Below are 23,759 nucleotides of genomic sequence, written 5' to 3'. Positions count from 1 at the left end.
TTTAGACGCGATTATGGGAGTAACGTTTAACTTTTATTTGAAATATACAATAGCAGACGGATTTATACCGAATAACTGCAATTTCTGGTCATTATTCCTGATTCCTTACTTATTGAGCGTTAAATTTGTTAAATGGTAATTTTAGCAATTGAATCTTCCTGCGATGAAACCTCGGCGTCGGTCTGCGCTCACGGCAAAATCGAATCCAATATTGTAGCAACCCAACTGGTCCACCAGCAGTACGGCGGCGTAGTCCCCGAACTGGCTTCCCGGGCCCATCAGCAGCATATCGTGCCGGTGGTCGAACAGGCCTTAAAACAGGCAAATGTACAAAAAAAAGAGCTGAAAGCCGTCGCTTTTACCCGGGGGCCGGGCCTGTTGGGCGCTTTGCTCGTCGGCGCTTCTTTTGCCAAAGCCCTGGCCCTGGCTCTGGACGTTCCACTGATCGAAGTGCACCATATGCAGGCCCACGTGCTGGCGCATTTTATCGGAGAAAATAAGCCAGACTTCCCGTTTCTGTGCCTCACCGTCAGCGGCGGACATACGCAGATCGTCCGGGTGAACGACCACCTGGAGATGGAAATAATCGGACAGACGCAGGATGATGCCGTAGGGGAGGCGTTCGACAAAACGGCCAAACTGCTCAACCTGCCGTATCCCGGCGGACCGCTCATCGACCGGTACGCCAAAGAGGGCAATCCGCTGGCGTACAAATTTCCAATGACGGAAATGCCCGGACTCGATTATTCGTTCAGCGGCATCAAAACGGCCATTCTATATTTCCTGCGGGACCAGACGAAGGTCAATCCAGCCTTCATCGAAGAGAACCTGCCGGACATCTGCGCCAGTGTGCAGCATACGCTGGTGCAGATGCTGCTGACCAAACTGCGCCGCGCCGCCCGCGAGACCGGCATCCGCGAAATTGCCCTGGCCGGCGGGGTATCGGCCAATTCCGGCCTGCGCAAGGCCCTGACCGAACTGGGCGAAAAAGAAGGCTGGAACGTGTACATCCCCGCCTTCGAATACTGCACCGACAATGCCGCCATGATTGCGATGGCGGCGCATTACAAATACCTCCGGGGCGAGTTTACGTCTCAGGAAGTAAGCCCGCTGCCCCGCATGGAGTTTTAAAAAGTCGTAAGTGCAAAAGTCGCAAGTGGCTTCGCCTCAATTTAAAACTGGCGAAGCCGCTTACGACTTTTGCACTTACGACTTTTTTTACGATTGAATCGGCTCGTCGAGGCGGTTGTAATCGTCCTTCGAGTCGCCGCCTTTTTTGGCTCCAAAACCGGCCGCACCGGCTCCGATCAGCAGACTGAAGAAGGCAGCGATGGAAGCCGTTGACGTGGCGTCGGCGGCTTTGTCGGCGGTTTCTTTAGCCTGTACTTTCGCCTGTTGCGTGGCCTGCTGCACCTGCTGGCGTCCCTGGTTGTAGGTACGAATCCAGTTGTCGGCAATCTGACCCGCTTCGGCGCGACTCTTGCCGGTCCGGGCGACAATCACGTTGACGACCGCTTCGCGATCCACCTGCTGAGCCGTGCCACGAACCTGTCCGAACAACTGATCGATGGCGCTGTCGAAGGTCGTGTTGGCCGCCTGCGGATTCTGAGCGGCGGCTCCGGCCGACGACTGGGCCTGACCGGCCGCCTGATCGGCCTTGCGTTCCAGCGCTTCGGGCTGGAGGCCGGGCTTGCCCGTCTGGCGTAGCAGTTCGTTGGCTTCGGTTTTCAGCTGGCTAAGGTCAATGTCCGCGTTTTGAATCTGGTCCTGAATGGCCGGGGCCGCGGCGACCAGTCCGGCCCCGGCGGCATTACCGACAATGTTGAACGCATTGCCCACGAGGCTCGAAACGCCCCCAATGATGCGGCCGACGACCGTCGTCAGCAGATAAAAAGTCAGCAGCGTAACCAGACACCACGTCAGGATGCCGTGGATGATGCTGTCGAACGTGCGCGGAGCCGAAGCCAGCCGACCGGCTACCCAGCCGCCGATAAAAAGGGCCACCAGCGTCTGCACGGCGTACCAGATGGCCGAACCGATGCCGAGACCGGCGGCCGGATTGGCCTCCTCCGTTACATCCAGCGTGCTTAAGCCAATGCCGAGCCCCAGCAGGCTGAGGGTCAGCTGCACCAGAACCGCCACCAGCACTCCGGCAAAAACGGCTCCCCAGGAAATGCGTTTCAACGGCACCCATTCCCTCACAGACGTCAGCGCTGATGCGCTCCGGCGTCCGTACTCATCATCCCCATACGTTGAGCGTGTTTCCATAACGTTTTACCTGGATTAATAAATGAACAAGAAAGTATTCCAATCATTAACCAGAAACGCACTATAATGTTGTAATACAGATATTTGTGTTCGTGCGCCTTGAAATTAAACGAAAACTGACCTGCCGGTGCTGCCCGGGGGCGCGCGGTTAAAATAAGGCGGATGGGACGGAAACGCGCTGAAAGCCGCCAAAACCGTTACTTTTGCGGCCTAAACTGAAGCCTTATGGCCTTACCCGTTTTACAGGAAATCCGTATTTATCCGATAAAATCGCTGGGATGCATCCGCCTTCAGGAAGCCGTGGCCGAAGAACGCGGTTTCCGGTACGACCGCCGGTGGATGCTGGTGGTCCCGGACCCGAATGGCGGACCGTGGCAGTTCGTAACCCAGCGGACTATTTTCCCGATGGCCCTGCTCGACGTAGCCCTCACCGAAACCACCCTCCAGGTCTGGCATCGGCACCGGCCGGAAGACGGACTGGAGATACCGCTGACGCTGGAAAGTGAGGAAACGCTGCTGGCCACGGTCTGGGACGATACCATGCCCGTCCGGACGGTCAGTGCGGAGGCGGACCGCTGGTTTAGCCGGACGCTGGGCTTCCCCTGCCGACTCGTGCGGATGCCGGATTCAACCCGTCGGGAAGCGGATTCCAGATACGCCCGACCGGGCGATGTGGTCAGTTTCGCGGATGGTTACCCGTTTCTGCTCATCGGGCAGGCGTCGCTCGACGAACTGAACGGCCGTCTGACGGAGCCCGTAGCGATGGCGCGTTTCCGGCCGAATCTGGTCGTGAGCGGCTCGCTGCCGTATGCCGAGGATGCCTGGTCCCGGTTTATCATCGGGGATCTGCCTTTTCGGGGGGTAAAACCCTGTGCCCGCTGCGTTCTGACCACCATCCATCCCGAAACCGGCGAGCGCGGACAGGAACCTTTGAAAACCCTGGCCGCCTATCGCACGTTCAACCGGAAAGTCCTGTTTGGGCAAAACGTCATTCCCGATGCGACCGGTCTGGTGCGCGTTGGCGATGCCGTTCGGGTTCTGGAGGAAAAAGTAATGGTGCCGGGCAGCAAGGCTACGGCATAAAAGTGATTCGTGCGGATTCTATGCGGGTGATTTCCCTTCTTCAACAGCGGGTACAGGCGGCTCACTGGTTAAGTATCGACGTGGTGATTGGAGCCGTGTTTACGCACCGGATGGTGTCGCGGTTTCCCGATGGACAGGAAGCCGGCTCCTGGTCGGTGACGCTGACGCTGGCGCTCTGTATTTTTCTTATTTACGCCGCCGACCGGCTGATCGACGGACTGCGGTTCAAGGCCAGCGGGCAGGCGCTTCCCGACCGGCACTGGTTCCATGCCGCCAACCGGCGCATGCTCGTGCTGACGATGGCCGTTTGTGTGGGGCTGAGTCTGCTGCTGCTGTTCTGGCTGCCGGCTTCGGTCGTTCGCTTCGGCTTGATTCTGGCCCTCCTCTGCGCGGTTTACCTCTTCGGCGTGTCGCGTCTGCCGCAGGATCATCCCCTTCTGGCGTTCAAGGAGCCGCTGGTCGCCCTGCTTTATACGGTCGGAATCTGGGGTAGTATTTTTGTGCAGAGAGAAACGATCGGCTGGACGGAATGGGCGCTGGTCGGCCTATTTCTGGGCGTCGCGTTTCAGAATATTCTACTTTTTTCGCTCATGGAGCATTACGAAGGCGAGGAGCACGGTCTGTCGCTGGCTTCGCTCTGGGGCCCTTCGCAGTGCGACTGGGTGCTTCGGTCGCTGACGGGCGTGCTGGTGCTGCTGGCGCTGGCGGTGTTCATGTTCGGCGGGCCGCGTTACGTCCAGCGGGCGGCGGTCGTGGAAGGGCTGATGAGCCTGGGACTGTACATCATCCAGCGTTATCCGGAGTATTTTCTGGAAAACGGCCGCTATCGCTGGGTCGGCGACGGCGTGTTCTGGCTGCCGGGCTTAATTCTTTAAAACGAGAAATGCCATATCTGCGAGATATGGCATTTCTCGTTTTAAAGAATTAAGGCATCGCCGGTTCTTCAGAAGGCACATACTCCAGCAAATCCCCCGGCTGGCAGTTCAGCGCGGCGCACAGGGCTTCCAGGGTCTCGAAGCGGACGGCTTTGGCCTTTCCGGTTTTGAGGATGGACAGATTCGCCATGGTGATTCCCACTTTTTCGGACAATTCGGTCAGCGACATCTTTCGCTTCGCCATCATCACATCGACGTTTACGACTATAGGCATGGGTCAGATGGTGAGGTCGTGTTCTTCCCGGAGCGATAATCCGTATTGGAAAACATGGCTGAGAATAATCAGAAACACCCCGGCTACCGCAAAGCTCCAGTCGGCCGGAAAGAAAAACGAGCCGTCGTACTGGGGTTCGAAGCGGAAATTCAATTGCTCCAGATAGCGCACAGTGAAATAATGCCGCAGGTGATGGAGGATTAAAACCAGAACGTAATAACTCAGCAGGAGCCAGCCCACCCGGTTCAGGTGGCTGATTTGCCAGGGGCTGAAGATGTCGTCCCTGCTAAAGCCTTCAAACAGCGCCTTTAATCGCCAGGTAATCGCTAATCCAAGCAGGACGAGCAGAAGCATGCCTGAATACGTCAGCAACAGGAGGTGTAGCGGAAACTGCCGGAATTCTTTCCAGGAACGAAACGTAAAATTAAGTTTTAAGGTCCCAAAGTCGTTGGGCGATTGCACATAAAGGGGCGGCTGTCGGCTTATTTCTTTCGAAAACACCGGAGGCCGTACCCAATACGAGTTGATGGGCTGAATGACCCCGTGCAGCGCAATATACACGCCCATGCCGAGGCCGTCTTTGTCCCGACCTTCGTCCCTGGTCGCCAAAATACTTCCAAAAGCCAGTAGATAAACCAGGACAAGAGCCCCCTGCCCGTAAAAAAGAAAAGCAAAAAGTTTGCTCATGCCCGATGCGAGTGGTTTCATAGCGATTCGTCCAGTCAAGGTTGGAAAACGGAATGCGTGAGTTGAGTCTTGGTCAGGAAGGGCGCAGGTTTCGGTAAAGATATATTTTACTTTTATTCAGAAGCAATATTTTTTTATTGATTAACAATAAAATTTTTCTGTTACTGGTTTGTTTCCCCGCCCGCTTTACCGTATGGATTTGGCAACCCGACGGAAGAATGTAATTTTGGCAGAACATCCTGATAACAACTATATTTTAAAAATGACAACATCCATCGATTCCTCTACTCAGCAGAAAATAGACCGCTGGCTGGCTGGCAATTACGACGCCGATACCAAAGCCGCCATTCAGAAAATGATGAGCAGCAGCGAAACCACCGAACTGGTGGACGCTTTTTATAAAGACCTCGAATTTGGCACGGGCGGGCTGCGCGGCCTCATCGGCGTCGGCTCCAACCGCATGAACCGCTACACCGTGGGCGCCGCCACACAGGGGCTGGCCAACTACCTCCTGCAGGCGTTTCCGGAGGGCGGCATCAAAGTGGCCATTGCCCACGACAGCCGCCGCATGAGCCCCGAATTTGCCCGGCTGGCCGCCGAAATCTTCTCGGCCAACGGCATCGAAGTGTACCTGTTCTCCGAGCTGCGCCCCACGCCCGAACTGTCGTTTGCCATCCGCCAGCTCGGCTGCCAGTCGGGCGTGGTCGTGACGGCCTCGCACAACCCGCCGGAATACAACGGCTACAAAGTGTACTGGAACGACGGCGGCCAGGTGGTGGCCCCGCACGACAAAAACATCATCGGCGAGGTGACCAAGATCACGTCCATCGACGACATCAAATTTGACGGCGACGTTTCCCGAATCCACGAAGTGCTGGAAGAAGTAGACTCGGTTTATGTGGACAAAATCGTCCAGAACGCCGTGAATGCCGACGTGATTGCCCGCCAGAAAGACCTCAGCATCGTCTATACGCCAATTCACGGCACGGGCATTACGCTCGTTCCGCGGACGCTGAAGGCGCTCGGTTTCGAGAATGTGCACATTGTGGAAGAACAGGCGACGCCGGACGGCAACTTCCCGACGGTTTCATACCCGAACCCCGAGGAAAAAGAAGCCATGCAACTGGCCCTGAACCTGGCCCAGTCGCTGAACGCCGACCTCGTGATGGCGACCGACCCGGATTCGGACCGCGTCGGGGCGGGTGCCCGCAACCACCACGGCGAGTTCGAACTGCTGAACGGCAACCAGATGGCCAGCCTCATTATCTACTACCTGCTGCGCGCCTGGAAAGAAGCCGGGAAGCTGACAGGCAAGGAGTTTGTCGCCAAAACCATCGTAACCACGGACCTCATCGACAAAATGTGCGCTTCGTCGGGCGTTCCCTGCTACAACACGCTGACGGGCTTCAAATACATCGCTCAGGTTATCCGCGAACTGGAAGGCCAGCAGCAGTTTATCGGCGGCGGCGAAGAAAGCTACGGATACCTGATCGGCGATTTCGTCCGGGACAAGGACGCCATCGCTTCCTGCGCCATGATTGCCGAACTGACCGCTTACGCCAAAGACAAGGGCCTGAGCCTGTTCGACCTGCTGATGGAAATGTACCAGGAGTACGGGTTCTATTACGAAGGACTGATTTCGCTGACGAAAAAAGGCAAAACGGGCGCGGAGGAAATCCAGCAGATGATGGCCGATTTCCGCGCTAATCCGCCGAAGCAGATCGCCGGTTCGGCCGTGGTTCGGATGGACGATTACAAGGAACTGACCCGCACGGATGTCCGGACGGGCGAGAAGACACCGATTGAAGCCGGAAAAATGGGCATCGAAGCCTCGAACGTACTCCAGTTTTTCACGGAAGACGGAACCAAGGTGTCGGCCCGCCCCAGCGGAACCGAGCCGAAGATCAAGTTCTACGTCGGCGTGAACGAACCGCTGTCCAGCCGGGAGGAGTTCGACGCCGTTTACGCCCAGCTGAAAGAAAAAGTAAAAACGGTTGCGGCAGATATGAACCTAGTTTAATAGGAGTAGTTTTTCAGTAATTATCACTAGGTAGGAAGCCCCGGCATACGTCCGGGGCTTTTGTGTTATTACTAGGTTTGACAGGGAAAAGTTTCCTCGCTATAGATGGAATAAAAATTATTGACTTTCAGTTAGTTGTCTTTTTGCGAATTGTATACGTAAAACATAGACTTTATTTTAATATTTAAATATTCTAACAAAAAGTTGCAATAATTTATACCTGAGAAGTCGAATTTTTATTAGTTTCGACCCGTCCTGAGTAGGGAAAGTACTCAAGGGTTTATACTAGTCTACTTTAACTTATCCTTAACACTTATGAATCATTGCTACCAGCGAAAGCTTCGCCTGGTCGGGACGGTTATGCTTGCATGGCTGCTGACCGCTTTGGCGTGGGCACAGGATCGAAAAGTATCGGGGCGCATCACCGACGGCACAGACCAGACGCCGCTCCCGGGCGTCAACGTCGTTGTGAAAGGAACGCAGATCGGCGTCACTACGGACGCCCAGGGGCGCTTCACCCTCGCCGTTCCCCGCGACAGGGATGTCATTTCGGTTTCCGCCATCGGATTCGCCGGACAGGAAATCGCCATCGGCAACCGCAGTGAGGTGCTTGTGCAACTCGTCAGCGACATCAAAACCCTCAACGAAGTCGTCGTGACGGGATACGGTTCGCAGCGTAAAAAGGACATTACGGGCGCTGTGACGGTCGTGAAGGCCAACGAACTGACGGCCGTACCCGTTCCCAACCTGACGCAGGCACTCCAGGGCCGCGCCGCCGGGGTGATGGTCGGCAACGACAACTCGCCGGGCGGGGGAACGATGGTCCGGATACGCGGTTTCGGCACCATCAACAACAACTCACCGCTCTACATCATCGACGGCGTCCCGACGACGGGCTCGCTCAACAACATCAACCCCAACGATGTGGAGTCGATGCAGATTCTGAAAGACGCGTCGGCGGCATCCATCTACGGAGCCCGCGCCGCCAACGGGGTGGTCATCATCACCACCAAAAAAGGAAAAGCCGGCGAGCCGAAAATCACCTTCGATATGTACTTCGGTACGCAGCGGCCGGGCAGGTTTCTCGATCTGCTGAACTCGCAGGAACTGGGCGATCTGATCTGGGAATCAGAAAAGAATGTGGGCCGCACACCCAACAACGCCCAGTACGGCAGCGGCGCCACGCCCCGCATTCCGGATTACATCTGGCCATCGGGCGTGATGGAAGGCGACCCGCGCGTGGCCCGCGATGCCAACGGGAATTTCATCAACTACACCGGCGACATCAACGACCCCGAACTGGGCCGCTCCCGCTGGAACATCACCCGCGCCAACAAGGATGGAACCGACTGGCAGGACGTGATCTTCAACCCGGCACCCATCCAGAACTACCAGATTGGAGCCAGCGGCGCGACCGACAAGGCCAATTATGCCATCTCCTTCAACCATTTCAACCAGAAGGGGATTATGATTCATACGAATTACAAGCGCTATACGATGCGGGCCAATACGGAGTTCAAGTTCCGGAACCGCTTCCGAATTGGCGAAAACTTCTCGGTTTCGTACGACGAACGGGTAGGCCAGCCCAACGGCAACAACAACGAATCCAACCCGATCATGTTTGCCGTGCGGATGCACCCGCTGGTACCGGCTTATGACGTGGCCGGAAACTTCGGTGGGGCCAAAGGCTCAAACCTCGGCAACGCCCGCAGCCCGCTGGCCGAACTGGCCCGCAGCAAAGACAACGTAACGCGCGGCGTGATGCTCTTCGGCAATGCGTATGCTGAGGCGGACCTTGCCAAAGGGCTCACGTTCCGGACGAGCTTCGGTCTGGAGTACAATCTGTTCAATACCAACGCCTTCACGATGCGGGATATTGAGTCGGCCGAGTCGCGGAACGCCAACAGCCTGACGGTCACGCACAGCTACAACAACTCCTGGACCTGGTTTAACACGCTGACGTACAACAAGTCGATTGGAAAACACAACGTCAACGTCCTGGGCGGGACGGAGGCTGTGGCGACCTTTTCGCAGGGTTTCAACGCCACCCGTTCCAACTTCGCCTTCGATGATCTGGATTACCGTTTTCTGAACGCCGGCAGTCCGCTGGGTCTACAAAACAGCGGCGGCGGGGCCGTTCGGACGCGCCTGTTTTCGCTGTTCGGGAAGGTCAACTACTCGTTCAACGACTTTCTGCTGGCCGATTTCACGCTCCGCCGGGATGGCTCGTCGCGCTTCGGGGCGGGCAACCGGTACGCGGTGTTCCCGGCGGCCAGCATTGGGCTGCGCCTGACGGAACTGAGCTTCCTGAAGTCGGTGACTTTCCTGTCCGATCTGAAACTGCGGGCGGGCTGGGGGCAGACGGGCAACCAGAACATTCCGAACGTGTACAACGCCTATACGCTCTTTGAGCCGCGTCCGGAGCAGAACCACTACGACATCAACGGCTCACGCTCGTCCATCGTGCCGGGCTTCGACATCGTGCAGTTTGGAAACCCGAACGGGAAGTGGGAAACCACCACCTCGACCAACATCGGTTTCGACGCCAGCCTGCTCAACAACAAACTGGAAGTGGTCTTCGACTGGTACGTTCGCAAAACGAGCGACATGCTGAACCAGATCGACATTCCGCGGACGCAGGGCATTGCCACGGTGCCGTTTGTGAACATCGGCGATATGCAGAACAAGGGGGTCGATCTGGCCATCAACTACAACGGCCGCAGCGGCAACGGGAACTTCCGCTACTCGGTGGGGGCTAACTTCTCGACTTACCGCAACAAGGTCCTGAAAATCAACGACGACCCGAACTCCATTCGCTTTGGCTTCGCCACCCGCATCCCGGCCATGAGCGCCACCAAGGTAGGCATGCCGATCGGGTCGTTTTACGGCTTTTTCGTGGATGGCATCTTCCAGACCGAAGAAGAGGCCCGGAATGCCCCGCAGTTCGGGACCTACAACCGCGCCGGTTCGTTCATCTTCCGGGATGTCAACGGCGACGGCCGCGTGACCACCGCCGACCGCGATTTCATGGGCAATCCGCACCCCGACTTTACCTACGGTCTGAATGTGAACCTCGGCTACAAAAACTGGGATCTGACCTTGTTCGGACAGGGCGTGTACGGCAACCAGATTTTCAACTACGTCCGGTACTGGACCGACTTCCAGGTGTTTCAGGGCAACCGCAGCCGCCGGATGCTGGAGGATTCGTGGCGGCCGGGTAAGACCGATGCCAAGCTGCCGCAGCTCCGCTCGACCGACGCCACCAGCCAGCAGGTATCGTCTTATTTCCTCGAAAACGGCTCTTACCTGCGCCTGCGCAACATCCAGCTGGGCTACAACCTACCCGCCAACCTGCTCCGGAGGCTGGGACTGGGTCAGACGCAAATCTACGTGCAGGGGCAGAACCTGCTGACCTTCACCAAATACACCGGTCTGGATCCTGACATCAACCTGCGCTCGTCGGGGACCGACAACCAGGACATTCACATGGGTGTCGATGAAGGCGCGTACCCCGTGGCCCGGACGTTCCTCGGTGGTCTGCGGCTGAGCTTTTAATTAATTGAGCGATTGAGTGATTTGGCGGTGGCGTGGTTTCCGGAAAGCGAGATTTTCTGAAGGCACTCAATCTCCGGAGGGGTAATCCACTCCATCACTCAATCGCTCCATCACTCAATAAAAAGAGACAAAGTCAATGAAAAAGACGCTCATTATATCTTCAATGCTGGCGCTGGGGATGGTGTCCTCGTGCAGCGAAAGTTTTCTGGACGTAAAGCCTACGGGCGTGGCGTCGCTGGAGCAGGTTACCAACAAAAGCGGCGTGAACGCCCTGCTGATCGGAGCGTATTCGCTGCTGGATGGCATTGGTTCCGGCACTACCAACTGGCACGCGGCCATTTCCAACTGGGTGTATGGCGGGGTGGCTTCCGACGATGCCTACAAAGGCACCGATGCCGGTGACCAGCCCGAAATTTCGTTCATCGAACGCTACGAAGCCTTACCCAACATGGTCCACATGCGCGGCAAATGGACCCATAGCTATGACGGCGTGGCCCGCAGCAACGACGTGCTGCAGGCGCTTCCGCAGGTCAAGGACATGACGGAGGCCGAAAAAGTGCAGGCCACGGCCGAAGCCCGTTTCCTCCGCGGCCATTACCACTTCGAAGCCAAGCGGATGTGGAACATGGTGCCCTACATCGATGAAAAAACCTACGACCCGAGTAATCCGAATTCGACCAAGCTCACTAACGACAAAAACATCTGGCCGAACATCGAAGCGGACTTCAAATTTGCGATGGACAATCTGCCCGTGACGCAGTCGCAGCGGGGGCGGGCGACGCGCTTTGCGGCTATGGCTTACCTGGCCCGGACGTATCTGCATCAGCAGAAATACGCCGACGCGAAGCCCCTGCTCGATGCCATCGTAAACAGCGGCCGGTTCCGGCTGGTGGATTTTCACGACAACTTCCGCGCCGCGACCAACAACAACGCCGAGTCCGTTTTTGAGGTACAGTTTTCGGTGAACGACGGCACCAACGGCGGCAACGGCAATGCCGGCGACGAGCTGAACTGGCCTTATTTCTCCAGTGCGCCGGGTGGCGGCTGCTGCGGCTTTTACCAGCCTTCGCACAATCTCGTCAACGCTTTCAAGACTGACGCCAACGGCCTGCCGCTGTTTGATACCTTCGACAACGTGGACCTGAAAAACGACATGGGCGTGGCCGCTTCGGCCGCCTTTGACCCCGACCGCACCACGCCGCTCGACCCGCGCCTGGACTGGACGGTGGGCCGCCGGGGCGTTCCGTTTCTGGACTGGGGCATTATGCCGGGCGTAACCTGGATTCGCGACCAGCAGTACGCCGGGCCGTATACGGGTAAAAAGTGGATGTACTACCGTTCGGAGGAGGGCACCAACACCCATTCAACCAACAAGCGTCGCCTGGCCAACAACTTCCGCCTCATCCGCTACGCCTCGGTGCTGCTCTGGCTGGCCGAGTGCGAAGTGGAGGTAGGCAGCCTGCAACGCGCTCGCGAACTGGTAAACATGATCCGCAAGCGGGCCAAAGAAAGCCGCCCGGTGACGCTCGCCGACGGTACGCCCGCGGCCAACTACGTCATCAACGAATACCCGGCCAACTCGCCCCTGTTTGCGGCCAAAGACGCCGCCCGGTCGGCGGTGCGGTTTGAAACCCGGCTGGAGTTCGCGATGGAAGGCCACCGTTTCTTCGACCTCGTGCGCTGGGGTGTCGCCGACCAGGTCCTGAACGCATACCTGCGCTCGGAAAGCCGCCGCCGCCAGTATCTGAACGGAGCCGTGTTCACAAAAGGGAAAAGCGAGTATTTCCCGCTGCCGATCGACGAAATCACCAACAGCTTCGTCAACGGCCAGCCCACGTTGAAACAGAACCCCGGATACTAATCAGTTAAGAGTTAAGAGTTAAAAGTTAAGAGCGGTCCGCCGCCGCGGTAAGGCTCCGCTCCATCAGATACCTGACGAGGCGGAGCCTTACCGCGGCGGCGGACCGCTTTTAACTCTTAACTTTTAATTTTTAACTCCCTTAAAGGTTCCCTCGCACCGTCAGGACCAGGTTCCGGCCTGGGGCGCTGATGCCGGAGGCAAAAACGCGGTAATTGCGGTCGAGGAGGTTTTCCAGAGCGGCCTGAAGCTGAAGGTGGCGGTTCAACTGGTAGCTCGTCCGGAGGTTGATCGTCTGCCACGAAGGCATGCCCTGTGGAGTGGCGTAAACGATGTTGTCTTCGCCAATCAGGTTGTAATCCCTGAGCCGCTTCCAGCCGTTGAAAAGCACATTCGCTTCGGCCCGGAACCGCTTCACGGTGAGGCGGAGGCCGCCCCGGCCGAAGACCGGCGGAATGTGGTCGAGCGGGTAAGCCGTCGAGTCCGTTCGGATGCGGCCGTAGGTGTACGTCACCGTGCCGAAGGCTTCCAGCGCGTTCGTCAGTCGCGCCGAAAGCTGACCGCTGAAGCCATACAGGTACGCTTCGGCGGCGTTGGCCTGGGTAACCACGCGGCTCAGCCGACCGTTGTACTGCACCTGCGTCTGCCCGTTGATCGTGCTGGGCTGGGTCGTGATCGCGTTGTTATAAAGGGTGTAAAACCCTTCGGCCTCCACGGTCACGCGCTCGCCGAACGTCTTGCGGATGCCGGCATCGGCGCTGTAGGTACGTTCGGGTTCCAGATCGGGGTTCGGCACAATGAGCGTTCCGGCGACCGATTCAAACACTTTCGCCAGATCGTCCACGTTCGGAACCCGGTAGCCCGACGACAGCGAAGCCGACAGCCGCAGGTCTTTTTTCAGCCGCATCGTCCAGCCCAGACTGCCCGTAAACGCGCCGTTTTTCTGAGTCACCTCATCGAAAGGAAAGGGGAAAAACGTCTTGTCGTTGAACCGGGCATAGAGCCGGTTCCAGGCATACCGCGCCCCGTAGCTGAACGTCGAGCGGCGCACGTCGAGGGTGCCCGACACGTAGCCCGCCAACGATTGCGTCTGCGCGCCGCCGTCCGGATAACGGGTGTCGAGCGACGACTCCGCGCCGGTCCGGAGGTTGGTCAGAAAGGCCCGTGAGGCCACGTCGTTGTACGTGCCTTCCAGGCCGTAACGAATTTCGTGAACCGGCAAAAGGGCTTTCCGCAAATCCGCATTCAGCGTCCAGACATCCACCTGTTCGAGGCGGTTCTGGAGCGAATAATTGCCAAACCGGCGATTATGACGGCTTTCCCGCACATCCTGATACGCCGCCGTCAGCTTCAGGTCGTCGGCGAGGCGGTGGTTCAGCGACTGGTTGAGGTGATAGGCCAGCATCGTCCGGCGCTGCGGCCCGTAATACCATTCGGCAAAGCGGAGATTGCCCTGATTGTCGGTTTCGGTCAGGCGGTCGTAGCGCGGAAAATCGGTGGTGGTCGAAAGCTGGAAGTTCAGCATATGGCTCGTCCGGGCAGACGGGCGGAACAGCACTTTCTGCATCACGTCCAGCTGCCGGTAGCCCGAAGGGGTCTGCACGTTCGGGTCGGGGTTGCGGACCTGAATGTCCACGCCATTTTCCTGCCCGACATACGTGGGACGCAGGCCAAGGTTGCCAATGGCACTGTTGCGCCGGGCGCCCTGCCGCAGGTCGTCGAAGTCCGAAGCCGTCACGCTGCTGAGGAAAGCCCATTTTTTGAAACCAATGTTCCAGTCGAGGTGGCCGGTTTTTTCCTGCATGGCCGAGCCGTAGCGAAAAGCCGCGTTGGCCGTGGTGCGGGGCGTCGTCGAATCGCTGAGTTTGGGCGAAAGCGTCTGCATATAGATGACGCCGCCGAGGGCATCGCTGCCGTACAGCACCGAGTTCGGGCCGAGGGCAATTTCGGTGCGTTCGACCACGGCATTGTCGAGCGTCAGGATATTTTGCAGGTGACCGCCGCGGAAAATGGCCGTGTTCATCCGCACGCCATCGACCACCAGCAGCACTTTGTTGGCCTCAAAACCGCGCAGAATGGGGCTTCCGCCGCCGAGCTGGCTTTTCTGGACCAGCACCTGGCCGCTTTGCTGAAGGACGTCGGCCATTGTCGGTTGGTTCAGAAACTGCACTTCTTTCTGGCTCAGCACCCGCACCGACTGGGCGACCCGGTTCTGGTTTTCGGGCTGGCGACTGGCCGAGACCACAACTTCGTTCAGTTCATGCTGTTTTTCGGAAAGCAGAATCGTATAATTGGCCGCTGACAACTGCCCGGGCTTTAGTTTGAGTGTCTGATAACCTACGCGGCGGATGAGCAGCGTTTCACTTGAGCCGGTCAGGATTGCCTTGCCGGTTTTATCCGTAAAAAGCGGGGTCGTATTGGGGCCTGCGGGCCGTATTTCGGCGTTTTCAACGGGGAACAAAGTAGCTTTGTCCAGAACCGTCAGTACCTGGGCGGAGGCCGATAGGGTACAAACGGTCAGGCAAAGCAGGAGTCGGTAACGAAAACTCATGCTGTCGTTTGGCTGATTAAATACTTTTAAGAGAAATCAATTGAAGCGGGTTTCTCGCAGATTTACACAGATTTCAGACGCAGATTCACACAGATTCTTCTGCGAAAATCTGCGTTTCAAATCTGCGTAAATCGGCGAGGAACCTTCCCGGAACAATCAGCCAATCGGCGGCGGCGTGAGCACCTGGCCCGCCCGGTCGGCAAACCGCGACGGCGGCGAAAAAAAGCAGACTTCGGGCCGCAGAAGTCGGGGAGAAAAACGAAAGGTCGGGGTCGAAGCAGCCCACTGATCGCCCGGGAGTCCGGACTTTTTCTTTCGCACGGGTTCGGGGGCCGTCCCGCCTTCGTCTTCATCAAACAGCCAGGGCGCCATTTCCCGGAACGCGGTTTCGGCCGTGTCGGCATACCCGATGATGATGAGCGAATCGCCCACGGTCCGGCGTTCGAGCACGTCCACCATCACGCCCTGCCACTCAAATTCAGGCTGTTCCCGCAGAAAGCCGGGGGCCTCGTTGCGGTGCAGGGCAATGCGGACCTTTTCTTCCGGAGCAAAAAACGTTTTGAGCGCCGACGCCTGCCGGATAACCGCCAGTTCTCCCGCCCGGTAGGCATACACCCCGGCCAGCGCGGCAGCGCAGAGCAGCAGGACGGACCGGATCAGCAGGGAAACGGGCATAGACGGCGACGAAGTGAGGGATAAAAGTAGGCAAAAAAAGCCAGAAACCGGTTTGCTCTCGCCCGGGCGTACCCGCGGATTTCAATAACCTTTTTGGCCTGTCGGGGTTATAAAGAGAGGATTAGACAACGAAACGTTATGAATAAGGAAGATTTTCAGGGACATAGAGCCAACCGGGAAGGTGAACTGCGGGAGGAGAGCGATGAGCAGAGCGTTCGTCGCGACGGCGCGCAGATTACCGGCCGCACGGATGGTCCGTACGCCAGCGATGGCACCGATATGGACCGGGCTTTGAAAGACAATAAAAACCGGGACGTGATCGAAGATTCGGCCAACGGCCTCGACAGTGTGCAGGAACGGGGCGGTCAGGACGGCCGCAACATCCGGGGGTTTGGCGGAATTGACATGGACAGCAAGAACGGCGTTATCCGTTTCAACGACATCAATTCCAACATGGCCGACGACATCACGGAGGAAGGTCTGAATCAGGTTCCCAAGTCGGACACCTCTACGGTGAGCGTGACGACCCACGGCCCGGATGATTACGCCTCGGACAGCGACGTGCCCGTTCCGAATGCGCAGGAACGCGCTAAAGAGCAGGACACCGACGAAGGAACCGATGCCAACGATTCCAGCACCAATTCCACGGAATCCAAGGAAAAACAAAGTGAAGACATTGGTCGCACGGGCACCAGCACGACGCACCAACCCGCTTATTAATAATTAGTTAGGAGTTAAGAATTATGAGTTATGAGTTGATGAATTCCGGTTTGACCGCGGTTTCTTAAAACTTGATAACTCATAATTCTTAACTCCTAACTCTTAACTAAATCAACGTTATGAGTCTGACAAGCAAATCCAGAAAAGAAAGCAGCGAGTCGAATGCGGCTCAGCGCATGGGCAATACGATGGGTCAGCACCCCGAAACCGGCCAGTTATACGACCGCGACCTTCGCGCCGACCTGACTTCCAAACGGGCCGATTCGAGCGATGTGGACCCGCAGGACGTTCAGCCGATTGATGATGAGCCGACTAATCAGGTCGCGAACGACCGGGGCGACAGCGACCGGGTGGAAGCCGTTCGCCGGGATACCGTCGAGGATGCGGAAATGACCCGTGACCGGGACAGCCTGGCCGAGGGCAACATCACGCATGTGAAAACCATTACGGCCAGCGACGTGGTCCACAAGGATTTCGACGGGCAAGACAGTCTCCGCCGCAACCCTGACGGACCAATAGACGAACTGGGGCACTCGTAGAAACAAACAGCAGGCGGCATGGCGGCATTTAACGGGGACCTGACTTCGGGTCGTGGCCCTGTTAAATGCCGCCATGTTTTTAAGCCACTACGAGCCGACCGGCCCGCTGCCACAGAGCCAGCACAAGCAGGGAAAGGACGCAGATTGCCCCTTCAATGACGATCCACTGCTGCCCGAATGCGCCCAGCGGTCCTTCCACCTGGGCCGTTATCCAGCGTGAAAGGGCGTACAGCCCGGTAATCAACGCCACAAAAGCCAGCCCTTCCTTGGGGCGGCGAATGCCCAGATAGACCAGCATTACACTGATCGAGAGTCCGGCCCCGCCGTACACGCCCCGGATGGAGCTGTAGGCGTCGGTCGTGGTCAGTTTTACCTGCACCAGATCCATAACGGCCTGCGGACTTTGGAAGGCCATCACGGCTACCATAAAAATGCCCAGCGTGGCGAGGCCAATCAGAAAGCGGGCGGCGAATCGAAGAAATGTCGTGTTCATGGCGGTTGTCGTTTATTTTTGCAAAAAAAGCGAACCGCCCCGCCACCGACGGCGCATTTTGCGACAAAGTAGTAGCCAGTCTGCGCCATGCACGTACACAGCGAAATCGTCCGGACCATTGCCCGCAACTGCGCCGCCTTCGGAGTAGCCGAAGAAGCGGTCTATCGTCAGGCCGGCATCACGCCCGAAATCCTCGCCGTCGCCGATGGAATGGTCGATTGGAAAATCGGCATTCGCATGTGGGAAAGCGCCCTCGAACTGACCCGCTACCGCTATATCAGCCTGAATTTCGGCAAAAACATCACCTTCTCGGTCCTGGGCTGGATTGCGCCCGTCACGGCCAGCAGCCGAAATCTGGCGATGGCCTGGCGCAGTTTCGCCGACTTTTTCCCGCTCATGGGCGATATGTTTTCGTACGAGGTGGAAGAAGGAACCAACGGGACCGTCGTGGTGCGCTACGAGCCAAATCCCGTCTGGCAGGAAGCCAGCCCGCTCACGGCCGCCCTTGCCGCCGAGCACGCCATGAGCCTGACGCTTTCCCTTTCGGGCTATCTCTGCGGACGGATCGTTTTCCCGCTGCTGGCGCGGTTCGGCCATAAAGTCCCGAAGGAAGAGGAGGCCCTTTTTCGCAGCCAGTTCGGGCAGGTGCAGTTTGGCGCGCCGCAGTACGAACTGGTGTTCGACGCCGCCACGGCCGCCCTGCCGCTGGTGTCGGCCAATACGCTGTTGTACGACAACATGCGCAGTTTGTGTCTGGAAAAACTGCGCCAGCTTGAGCAGCAGACAGGCGTGTCGAGCCGGGTGCTCCAGCTGATGACGCAGAAACAGGCCTACTACGCTCCCCGGCTCGAAGACGTGGCGGCGATGCTCGGCCTGAGCCCCCGGACGCTGCAACGGAAGCTCCGCGAGGAAGGCCGGACGTTTCAGGAATTGCTGGAAGAGCACCAGATCGAACTGGCCTCGCAACTGCTCCGCCGCCCGGATGTGCGGGTGCAGGAGGTGGCGTTTCAGCTGGGATTCAACAGTTTGCAGAGTTTTAGCCGGGCCTTCAAGCGGAAAACGGGTCGGACGCCTTCGGAGGTTCAGCGGTTGCTCGGCCCTAATCCGGTTGCGGAGTAGCGGATCAGGATTTTTTCACAAATTCTTTCAGCGCGTCGAGGCTGGCGTCGTGGTGATCCAGAAAAAGCGGTTCGTGGAAGTGATTGAGCTTGCGCAGCAGGTCCACCAGCGTCCGTTTTTCCGACTCGGTGAGGTTGCCCGCTACCAGTTGAGACACAGCCAGCATGGGCTCAAAAACGCCGTAAATCGTCTGGCGACCTTTCGCGGTAAGGCGCACCCGTTTGCTGCGGCGGTCCTGCGGGTCGTCGAACTGCTCGATCAGCCCCGCACCCAGCAGCCGCTTGATTACCTCAATGCCCGACGTTTTTTCCTGCTTATGAACCTGAATCAGCTCGGTTTTGGTCAGGCTTTCCGTCGCCATGAGCTTGGCGAGGTAGCTGAAATCATCCATCGTCGTCAGCGGGGAGCCGTCGAGGGCTTTCTTGGTGTAATGCCGGGCGTAGCGGTTGAGGTACACCACGTACATCCCGATATCCTTTTCCGGGGCGGTCATCTGGGCCTCCCAACGCTTCTGGGGTGCCTGGCTGGGGTCGTCCCGCACGGCTTCCGGGGCCGAATGCCCCAGCAACCAGCGGGCAAAATCGTCCAGAGCCGGGCCGGATTCGCCCTTCTCTTTCTCGTACACTTCAAGCTGTTCTAGAATTTCCTTTAACAAACGGTAGTTCATGGCGCAGGCTGTCTACTGCAAATATAGTACGATTACATACTTTAAAACTATTTTTTCGTCTTTTTTGACGTATAGTCTTGCGGTTTATGTACGTCTTCGTACTAAATTTGCCGAAAATAAAAACGAGGTCGTATGAATTGGAAGCACTATCTCCTAATCCTTTTTTCGGTTCTGTTTTCTTCGTGGGCCTGCGGGCAAGCGCCAACGGGGGTTATTACCGGACTGGTGCGGGACAAAAACACGCAGGAACCGCTAATCGGCGTGACGGTCCAACTGGAAGGCAAAAACATTGGTGGAGTGACAGATGCCGAAGGCCGTTTTCGCCTGACGGCCCCGGTGGGTAGCTACAACCTGAAAGCGTCGTACGTCGGCTACCGGGCCGAGACCAAATTCAACCTGAACCTGACTTCCGGCAACGCCCTGACGGTCAATTTTGAACTGCTGTCCGACGAAACTACGCTGAGCGAAGTGTCCGTGAAAGCCCAGCGGGCCACCGCCGCCGTCACGACGCTCGAAACGCCGAACTCCATCCAGCGCCTGTCCACCGAAGAAATCCGGTCGAATCCGGGCGGCAACTTCGACATTTCACGGGTCATCCAGTCCCTGCCGGGCGTGGGCGGAACGGGCGGTTCGGTGGGCGGCTTCCGAAACGACATCATCATCCGCGGCGGCGCGCCCAACGAAAACGTCTATTACCTGGACGGCATCGAGATTCCGGTCATCAATCACTTCGCCACGCAGGGGTCGGCGGGCGGCCCGACGGGCATTCTGAATGTGTCCTTCATCGAGGACGTAACCTTGTCTTCCAGCAGTTTTGACGCCCGCTACGACAACGCGCTGGCGTCGGTCTTTCAGTTTAAACAGCGGGAGGGAAACCCCGAGCGGTTCCAGGGCAACGTCCGGCTAAGCGGAACGGAACTGGCGGGCACGGTGGAAGGGCCGTTGTCCGACAAAACGACGTTCATCGCGTCGGCGCGGCGGTCTTATCTGCAACTGCTGTTTTCGGCTCTCGACCTGCCGATTCGTCCGAGTTACTGGGATTTTCAGTACAAAGTCACCCATAAACTGAACGCCAAAACGACCCTGACGGCATTGGGCGTAGGGGCCATCGACGACTTCTCATTTGCGGTCCCGCGGGAAACAACGCCCGAGAACGAATACACGCTCCGGGCCGTGCCCACCATTAAACAGTGGAACTACACGGTCGGATTCTCGCTGAAACGGCTAATTGCCAACGGGTATCTGAACGTTGCCCTGAGCCGGAACATGTTCGACAATTCGCTCGACCGTTTTGAAGATAGCCGCGATCCGGTGGAGAGTCGCCGGATTCTGCGTTCCCGTTCGCAGGAAATCGAAAACAAACTTCGGGTGGATGTCAACAAATTCATCAACGGCTGGAAGTTTTCCTACGGCGGTCTGGCGCAGTACGTGGGCTACAACAACGATTTTTTCAGCCGCATCCGCAACGAACTCCGCAATCCGGACGGCTCGCTGCTGCAACCGGCCGTTCGGGTCAATTTCAACACCGACCTGACGTTCTGGCGTTTTGGGGCGTTCGGCCAGGTGTCTAAAACCTTTGGTCCCCTGAGCGTATCAGGTGGCGTCCGGACCGACATGAATACCTTTTTGAACGACGGCATGAACCCGCTCCGGACGCTCTCGCCCCGGCTGGCGCTGAGTTATGCACTGTCCGACAAATGGAACCTGAACGCTTCGGTGGGCCGGTATTTCAAGCTCCCGATCTACACGGTGCTGGGCTTCCGCAATCCCGAAACGGGCGAGTTTGCCAACAAAAACAACCGCTACATCAACTCCAATCATTTTGTGCTGGGGACAGAATTCCTGCCGCGGCCATCGACCCGCTTCACGCTGGAAGGCTTTTACAAACGCTACAACGATTACCCGGTTTCGGTCCGCGACGGCATTTCGCTGGCCAACCAGGGCGGCGAGTTCGGGGCCATTGGCAACGAGCGGGTAGAAAGCACAGGCAAGGGGCGGGCCTACGGACTGGAGGCTCTTTTTCAGCAGAAACTGACGAAAAACATCTTTGCCGTGCTGTCGTACACCTTTGTGCGGAGCGAGTTTTCGGGCCGGAATGGGGTCCTGATTCCGTCGGCCTGGGACAACCGGCACCTGTTTTCGGGGTTGTTCGGGCGGAAATTCGGGCGGGGCTGGGAGATGGGGCTTCGCTACCGGTATGCGGGCGGCGCGCCGTACACGCCCTTCGATCTGGAGGCTTCGCAGCGCAACTATCTGTCGGTCGGAACGGGCATTCTGGATTATACCCGCGTGAATGCGCAGCGACTCGGCCGGTTCAGCCAGTTCGATTTCCGGCTGGATAAAAAGTGGAACTTCCGCCGCGCTACCTTCGACCTGTTTTTCGACGTTTCGAACGCCTTCGTTACGGCCAATCCGGCTTACCCGCAATACACGTTTCAGCGCACACCCGACAACAGCGCCTTTGTCACAACCGACGGGCAGCCCCTGCGCGCCGACGGTTCCAACGCCGTGCCGTTCATTCTGGACAATAACGAAGCGAGCGTAGTGCCGACCATCGGGTTTATCGTGGAATTCTAGTGGCTTTCAGGGGTGGCCCGACTCCGGCGAATCGTTCCGGCGGTGGTGCCACCCCTAACCCAGCTATTTCCGTTTCAGGATGAACACCCAGTCGTCCACCAGCGATTTCTGATAGCGCCAGGTGGTGTTTTTTTCCGTATCGAAATCCGGCAGGTCCGTTTTTTCGCCGGTGCGGGGGTTCCACATGGCTACGGAAAAGGTCTGTCCTTTCGGCAGCGCAACCTGGCAATGGTGCAGGCGGCTGTACACGAGGTACTGGTTGCCGACATCGGCCAGGCAGAGGTTGCCGTAATCGACGAGGCTGTTGTTGGGCGACAATTTCCAGAAATGGGTTTGCTGGAAGATAGTTTTCAGGTGGTTATAATAGGGCAGCATCGTCATTTTGTCGTTGCCGCGCCCGTTGATCCAGCCACCGCCGCTGTCTTCGCCTTTGCCGGTGCCGAAGTCGGCGCGCTCGCCGGTGGTCTGGTACGAGCCGGTCATGCAGATCTCCCAGGCGAGCCGGCGGCGGTTGTCGGCCGAGCGGCCGTCCGGGAACTTGGTGCCGCAACCCCATTGCGGGTAGTGCTCTTCGTAGCCGTATTCTTCGTTGATCTGGGGCAGAATCCGGCCGGTTTCGGCCTGTTTGCGGCGGCATTCGGTCATAAACTGGTACCCGCCGCACTCGTCCCAGCTCTGAAACATCACCACATCCACCCAGGGCGATTTCCGGAACGGAAAATCCGCGTTGCCGTGCACCGAGATCAGGTGCCTGACCGGGTCCGAAGCGCGGAGCAGCGTGCCCATCTTCTCGGCCCAGTCGGGCGTGCGGAACAGGTGGTATTCGTTGGCGATGTCCCACATGATGTTCTCAAAACCGCTGTAGCGGGCGGCGGCGTAGCGGTAATACAGCTGCTCGTTTTCGTCGCCCATGCGCTCTTTCTTAAACGGGTCGGTGGCGTGGTCGAGGCCGTCGACGTAGAAAATGAGCGACACGATCAGGCCCCGGTCGCGGGCGCGGGCCACCAGCCGGTCGAGTTTCTGCCAGTGCGCCACGTTCATGCGCGTCACGTCGAAGCCCGGATTGTCGAGGTCGTTGGGGCGCTGGGCCACCCACGGATTCAGCAGAAAGGTGAAATTCGGCGATTCAACCACGTTCGGTTCCGACCAGCGGTCGCCGCCGTGGGCGCGGCCGTTGATGGCTACCCGGATGCGGTTGATGCCCAGCCGGGCGAGCCGGTCGATGGATTCGTTGATGATTTTTTCGTCCTTCCAGCCCATCAGCCAGTAGGTGGTGGTGCTGTTCCAGAAGTAATGTTCACCCGTATTTTCAAAGACAAAATGCCAGGGATTTTCTTTGTCGAGCCGCAGCGGTCCTTTCCGGCTGGACTTTTGAACGGTAAATTTGCCGGATGCCTGCTGGCTCTTTCCGTTCTGTGCGAGCTTGAGCGCATACGTCCACGTGCCGGGCGTGGAGGGCATGAATCGGATTTTGTAAACGGTACCGTCCGGCGAATCGCAGAACCCCTCGGCCGTGACGGGCTGGCCGTTTTCGGCCGTGAACGTAGCCGTCAGCTTCACGTCTTTGAACGGATTGACGGCTGCCGCCGGTTTTTTAACGTTCACCGTAATTTCCTGATAATCGTAGGCTTCCAGTTGCGTTTTGGCCAGAACGGGGGTGAGTTTCTGGGCGGCGGCGGTGAGGCCAAACAGCAGGCCAGCAAGGCCCAAAAGAATCGTTTTCATCATTATATCACAGCCCACGGTTAAAACCGTGGGTCCAAACGGTTTTAATCGTGGGCCCAAACGGTTTAATTCG

At 57.8% G+C, this 23,759-nt stretch carries 18 protein-coding genes; 10 read left to right on the top strand and 8 right to left on the bottom strand.

The features are described 5' to 3' along the window. Positions 1 to 132 precede the first annotated feature (132 nt). Positions 133 to 1,131, top strand: a complete 999-nt coding sequence (gene tsaD / locus ORG26_RS04555; RefSeq protein WP_266367346.1) for a tRNA (adenosine(37)-N6)-threonylcarbamoyltransferase complex transferase subunit TsaD — start codon at positions 133 to 135, stop codon at positions 1,129 to 1,131. Between the two features lie 87 nt (positions 1,132 to 1,218). Here tsaD and ORG26_RS04550 read toward each other — a convergent pair whose 3' ends face one another. After that, positions 1,219 to 2,268 (bottom strand): hypothetical protein, encoded by a 1,050-nt coding sequence (locus tag ORG26_RS04550; protein WP_266367345.1) that lies wholly within the window; start codon positions 2,266 to 2,268, stop codon positions 1,219 to 1,221. Positions 2,269 to 2,493: 225 nt separating this feature from the next. Between ORG26_RS04550 and ORG26_RS04545 the strand changes: the two genes are divergently transcribed. Further along, positions 2,494 to 3,351: an MOSC domain-containing protein gene (locus ORG26_RS04545; RefSeq protein ID WP_266367344.1), complete on the top strand. Its 858-nt coding sequence runs from the start codon at positions 2,494 to 2,496 to the stop codon at positions 3,349 to 3,351. Between the two features lie 26 nt (positions 3,352 to 3,377). After that, positions 3,378 to 4,226, top strand: coding sequence for a hypothetical protein (locus tag ORG26_RS04540; protein WP_266367343.1), 849 nt, complete (start codon positions 3,378 to 3,380; stop codon positions 4,224 to 4,226). Between the two features lie 49 nt (positions 4,227 to 4,275). Here the strand turns inward: ORG26_RS04540 and ORG26_RS04535 are convergent, their stop codons facing one another. Both ORG26_RS04535 and ORG26_RS04530 read right to left on the bottom strand, forming a co-directional pair. After that, entirely contained in the window at positions 4,276 to 4,500 is a 225-nt protein-coding gene (locus ORG26_RS04535) for a helix-turn-helix domain-containing protein (RefSeq protein ID WP_266367342.1), read from the bottom strand. Between the two features lie 3 nt (positions 4,501 to 4,503). Then, entirely contained in the window at positions 4,504 to 5,208 is a 705-nt protein-coding gene (locus ORG26_RS04530) for a DUF2975 domain-containing protein (protein WP_266367341.1), read from the bottom strand. Between the two features lie 241 nt (positions 5,209 to 5,449). Here ORG26_RS04530 and ORG26_RS04525 point away from each other — a divergent pair, with 241 nt between their 5' ends. The 3 genes from ORG26_RS04525 to ORG26_RS04515 all read left to right on the top strand — a co-directional run bounded on the left by ORG26_RS04525 (position 5,450) and on the right by ORG26_RS04515 (position 12,623). After that, positions 5,450 to 7,207, top strand: a complete 1,758-nt coding sequence (locus tag ORG26_RS04525) for a phospho-sugar mutase (protein WP_266367340.1) — start codon at positions 5,450 to 5,452, stop codon at positions 7,205 to 7,207. Positions 7,208 to 7,522: 315 nt separating this feature from the next. Further along, a complete protein-coding gene (locus ORG26_RS04520) occupies positions 7,523 to 10,762 on the top strand; it encodes a SusC/RagA family TonB-linked outer membrane protein (protein WP_266367339.1) in 3,240 nt (1,079 codons plus the stop codon). 136 nt (positions 10,763 to 10,898) lie between these two features. After that, positions 10,899 to 12,623 (top strand): RagB/SusD family nutrient uptake outer membrane protein, encoded by a 1,725-nt coding sequence (locus tag ORG26_RS04515; protein WP_266367338.1) that lies wholly within the window; start codon positions 10,899 to 10,901, stop codon positions 12,621 to 12,623. Between the two features lie 139 nt (positions 12,624 to 12,762). Here ORG26_RS04515 and ORG26_RS04510 read toward each other — a convergent pair whose 3' ends face one another. Together ORG26_RS04510 and ORG26_RS04505 are read right to left on the bottom strand one after the other, a co-directional pair. Then, on the bottom strand, positions 12,763 to 15,171 hold the full coding sequence (locus tag ORG26_RS04510; RefSeq protein ID WP_266367337.1) for a TonB-dependent receptor: 2,409 nt from the start codon (positions 15,169 to 15,171) through the stop codon (positions 12,763 to 12,765). 156 nt (positions 15,172 to 15,327) lie between these two features. After that, entirely contained in the window at positions 15,328 to 15,846 is a 519-nt protein-coding gene (locus tag ORG26_RS04505) for a hypothetical protein (RefSeq protein WP_266367336.1), read from the bottom strand. Positions 15,847 to 15,984: 138 nt separating this feature from the next. On the opposite strand from ORG26_RS04505, the gene ORG26_RS04500 reads away from it, so the two are divergent. After that, on the top strand, positions 15,985 to 16,566 hold the full coding sequence (locus tag ORG26_RS04500; RefSeq protein ID WP_266367335.1) for a hypothetical protein: 582 nt from the start codon (positions 15,985 to 15,987) through the stop codon (positions 16,564 to 16,566). 119 nt (positions 16,567 to 16,685) lie between these two features. Then, positions 16,686 to 17,105: a hypothetical protein gene (locus ORG26_RS04495; protein ID WP_266367334.1), complete on the top strand. Its 420-nt coding sequence runs from the start codon at positions 16,686 to 16,688 to the stop codon at positions 17,103 to 17,105. Positions 17,106 to 17,184: 79 nt separating this feature from the next. Here the strand turns inward: ORG26_RS04495 and ORG26_RS04490 are convergent, their stop codons facing one another. Continuing rightward, positions 17,185 to 17,598, bottom strand: coding sequence for a DUF4345 domain-containing protein (locus tag ORG26_RS04490; protein WP_266367333.1), 414 nt, complete (start codon positions 17,596 to 17,598; stop codon positions 17,185 to 17,187). Between the two features lie 87 nt (positions 17,599 to 17,685). Between ORG26_RS04490 and ORG26_RS04485 the strand changes: the two genes are divergently transcribed. Beyond that, on the top strand, positions 17,686 to 18,717 hold the full coding sequence (locus ORG26_RS04485; RefSeq protein WP_266367332.1) for an AraC family transcriptional regulator ligand-binding domain-containing protein: 1,032 nt from the start codon (positions 17,686 to 17,688) through the stop codon (positions 18,715 to 18,717). Positions 18,718 to 18,721: 4 nt separating this feature from the next. Here the strand turns inward: ORG26_RS04485 and ORG26_RS04480 are convergent, their stop codons facing one another. Next, positions 18,722 to 19,384 (bottom strand): MarR family winged helix-turn-helix transcriptional regulator, encoded by a 663-nt coding sequence (locus ORG26_RS04480; protein ID WP_266367331.1) that lies wholly within the window; start codon positions 19,382 to 19,384, stop codon positions 18,722 to 18,724. Between the two features lie 132 nt (positions 19,385 to 19,516). On the opposite strand from ORG26_RS04480, the gene ORG26_RS04475 reads away from it, so the two are divergent. Beyond that, entirely contained in the window at positions 19,517 to 21,961 is a 2,445-nt protein-coding gene (locus ORG26_RS04475) for a TonB-dependent receptor (protein WP_266367330.1), read from the top strand. 63 nt (positions 21,962 to 22,024) lie between these two features. Here ORG26_RS04475 and ORG26_RS04470 read toward each other — a convergent pair whose 3' ends face one another. Next, a complete protein-coding gene (locus tag ORG26_RS04470) occupies positions 22,025 to 23,689 on the bottom strand; it encodes a DUF5060 domain-containing protein (RefSeq protein WP_266367329.1) in 1,665 nt (554 codons plus the stop codon). Between the last annotated feature and the right edge of the window lie 70 nt (positions 23,690 to 23,759).

It is taken from the genome of Tellurirhabdus rosea (assembly GCF_026278345.1).
In the GTDB taxonomy this organism is placed as follows: domain Bacteria; phylum Bacteroidota; class Bacteroidia; order Cytophagales; family Spirosomataceae; genus Tellurirhabdus; species Tellurirhabdus rosea.
Note: the sequence above shows the minus strand (reverse complement) of the source record. Positions and strands in the feature narration are given on the sequence as shown.

Excerpts from the sequence above, each read along its gene's own strand:
- tsaD (WP_266367346.1), top strand. The coding sequence starts at position 133 with ATGGTAATTTTAGCAATTGAATCTTCCTGCGATGAAACCTCGGCGTCG.
- ORG26_RS04550 (WP_266367345.1), bottom strand. The coding sequence starts at position 2,268 with ATGGAAACACGCTCAACGTATGGGGATGATGAGTACGGACGCCGGAGC.
- ORG26_RS04545 (WP_266367344.1), top strand. The coding sequence starts at position 2,494 with ATGGCCTTACCCGTTTTACAGGAAATCCGTATTTATCCGATAAAATCG.
- ORG26_RS04535 (WP_266367342.1), bottom strand. The coding sequence starts at position 4,500 with ATGCCTATAGTCGTAAACGTCGATGTGATGATGGCGAAGCGAAAGATG.
- ORG26_RS04530 (WP_266367341.1), bottom strand. The coding sequence starts at position 5,208 with ATGAAACCACTCGCATCGGGCATGAGCAAACTTTTTGCTTTTCTTTTT.
- ORG26_RS04525 (WP_266367340.1), top strand. The coding sequence starts at position 5,450 with ATGACAACATCCATCGATTCCTCTACTCAGCAGAAAATAGACCGCTGG.
- ORG26_RS04520 (WP_266367339.1), top strand. The coding sequence starts at position 7,523 with ATGAATCATTGCTACCAGCGAAAGCTTCGCCTGGTCGGGACGGTTATG.
- ORG26_RS04515 (WP_266367338.1), top strand. The coding sequence starts at position 10,899 with ATGAAAAAGACGCTCATTATATCTTCAATGCTGGCGCTGGGGATGGTG.
- ORG26_RS04510 (WP_266367337.1), bottom strand. The coding sequence starts at position 15,171 with ATGAGTTTTCGTTACCGACTCCTGCTTTGCCTGACCGTTTGTACCCTA.
- ORG26_RS04505 (WP_266367336.1), bottom strand. The coding sequence starts at position 15,846 with ATGCCCGTTTCCCTGCTGATCCGGTCCGTCCTGCTGCTCTGCGCTGCC.
- ORG26_RS04500 (WP_266367335.1), top strand. The coding sequence starts at position 15,985 with ATGAATAAGGAAGATTTTCAGGGACATAGAGCCAACCGGGAAGGTGAA.
- ORG26_RS04495 (WP_266367334.1), top strand. The coding sequence starts at position 16,686 with ATGAGTCTGACAAGCAAATCCAGAAAAGAAAGCAGCGAGTCGAATGCG.
- ORG26_RS04490 (WP_266367333.1), bottom strand. The coding sequence starts at position 17,598 with ATGAACACGACATTTCTTCGATTCGCCGCCCGCTTTCTGATTGGCCTC.
- ORG26_RS04485 (WP_266367332.1), top strand. The coding sequence starts at position 17,686 with ATGCACGTACACAGCGAAATCGTCCGGACCATTGCCCGCAACTGCGCC.
- ORG26_RS04480 (WP_266367331.1), bottom strand. The coding sequence starts at position 19,384 with ATGAACTACCGTTTGTTAAAGGAAATTCTAGAACAGCTTGAAGTGTAC.
- ORG26_RS04475 (WP_266367330.1), top strand. The coding sequence starts at position 19,517 with ATGAATTGGAAGCACTATCTCCTAATCCTTTTTTCGGTTCTGTTTTCT.
- ORG26_RS04470 (WP_266367329.1), bottom strand. The coding sequence starts at position 23,689 with ATGATGAAAACGATTCTTTTGGGCCTTGCTGGCCTGCTGTTTGGCCTC.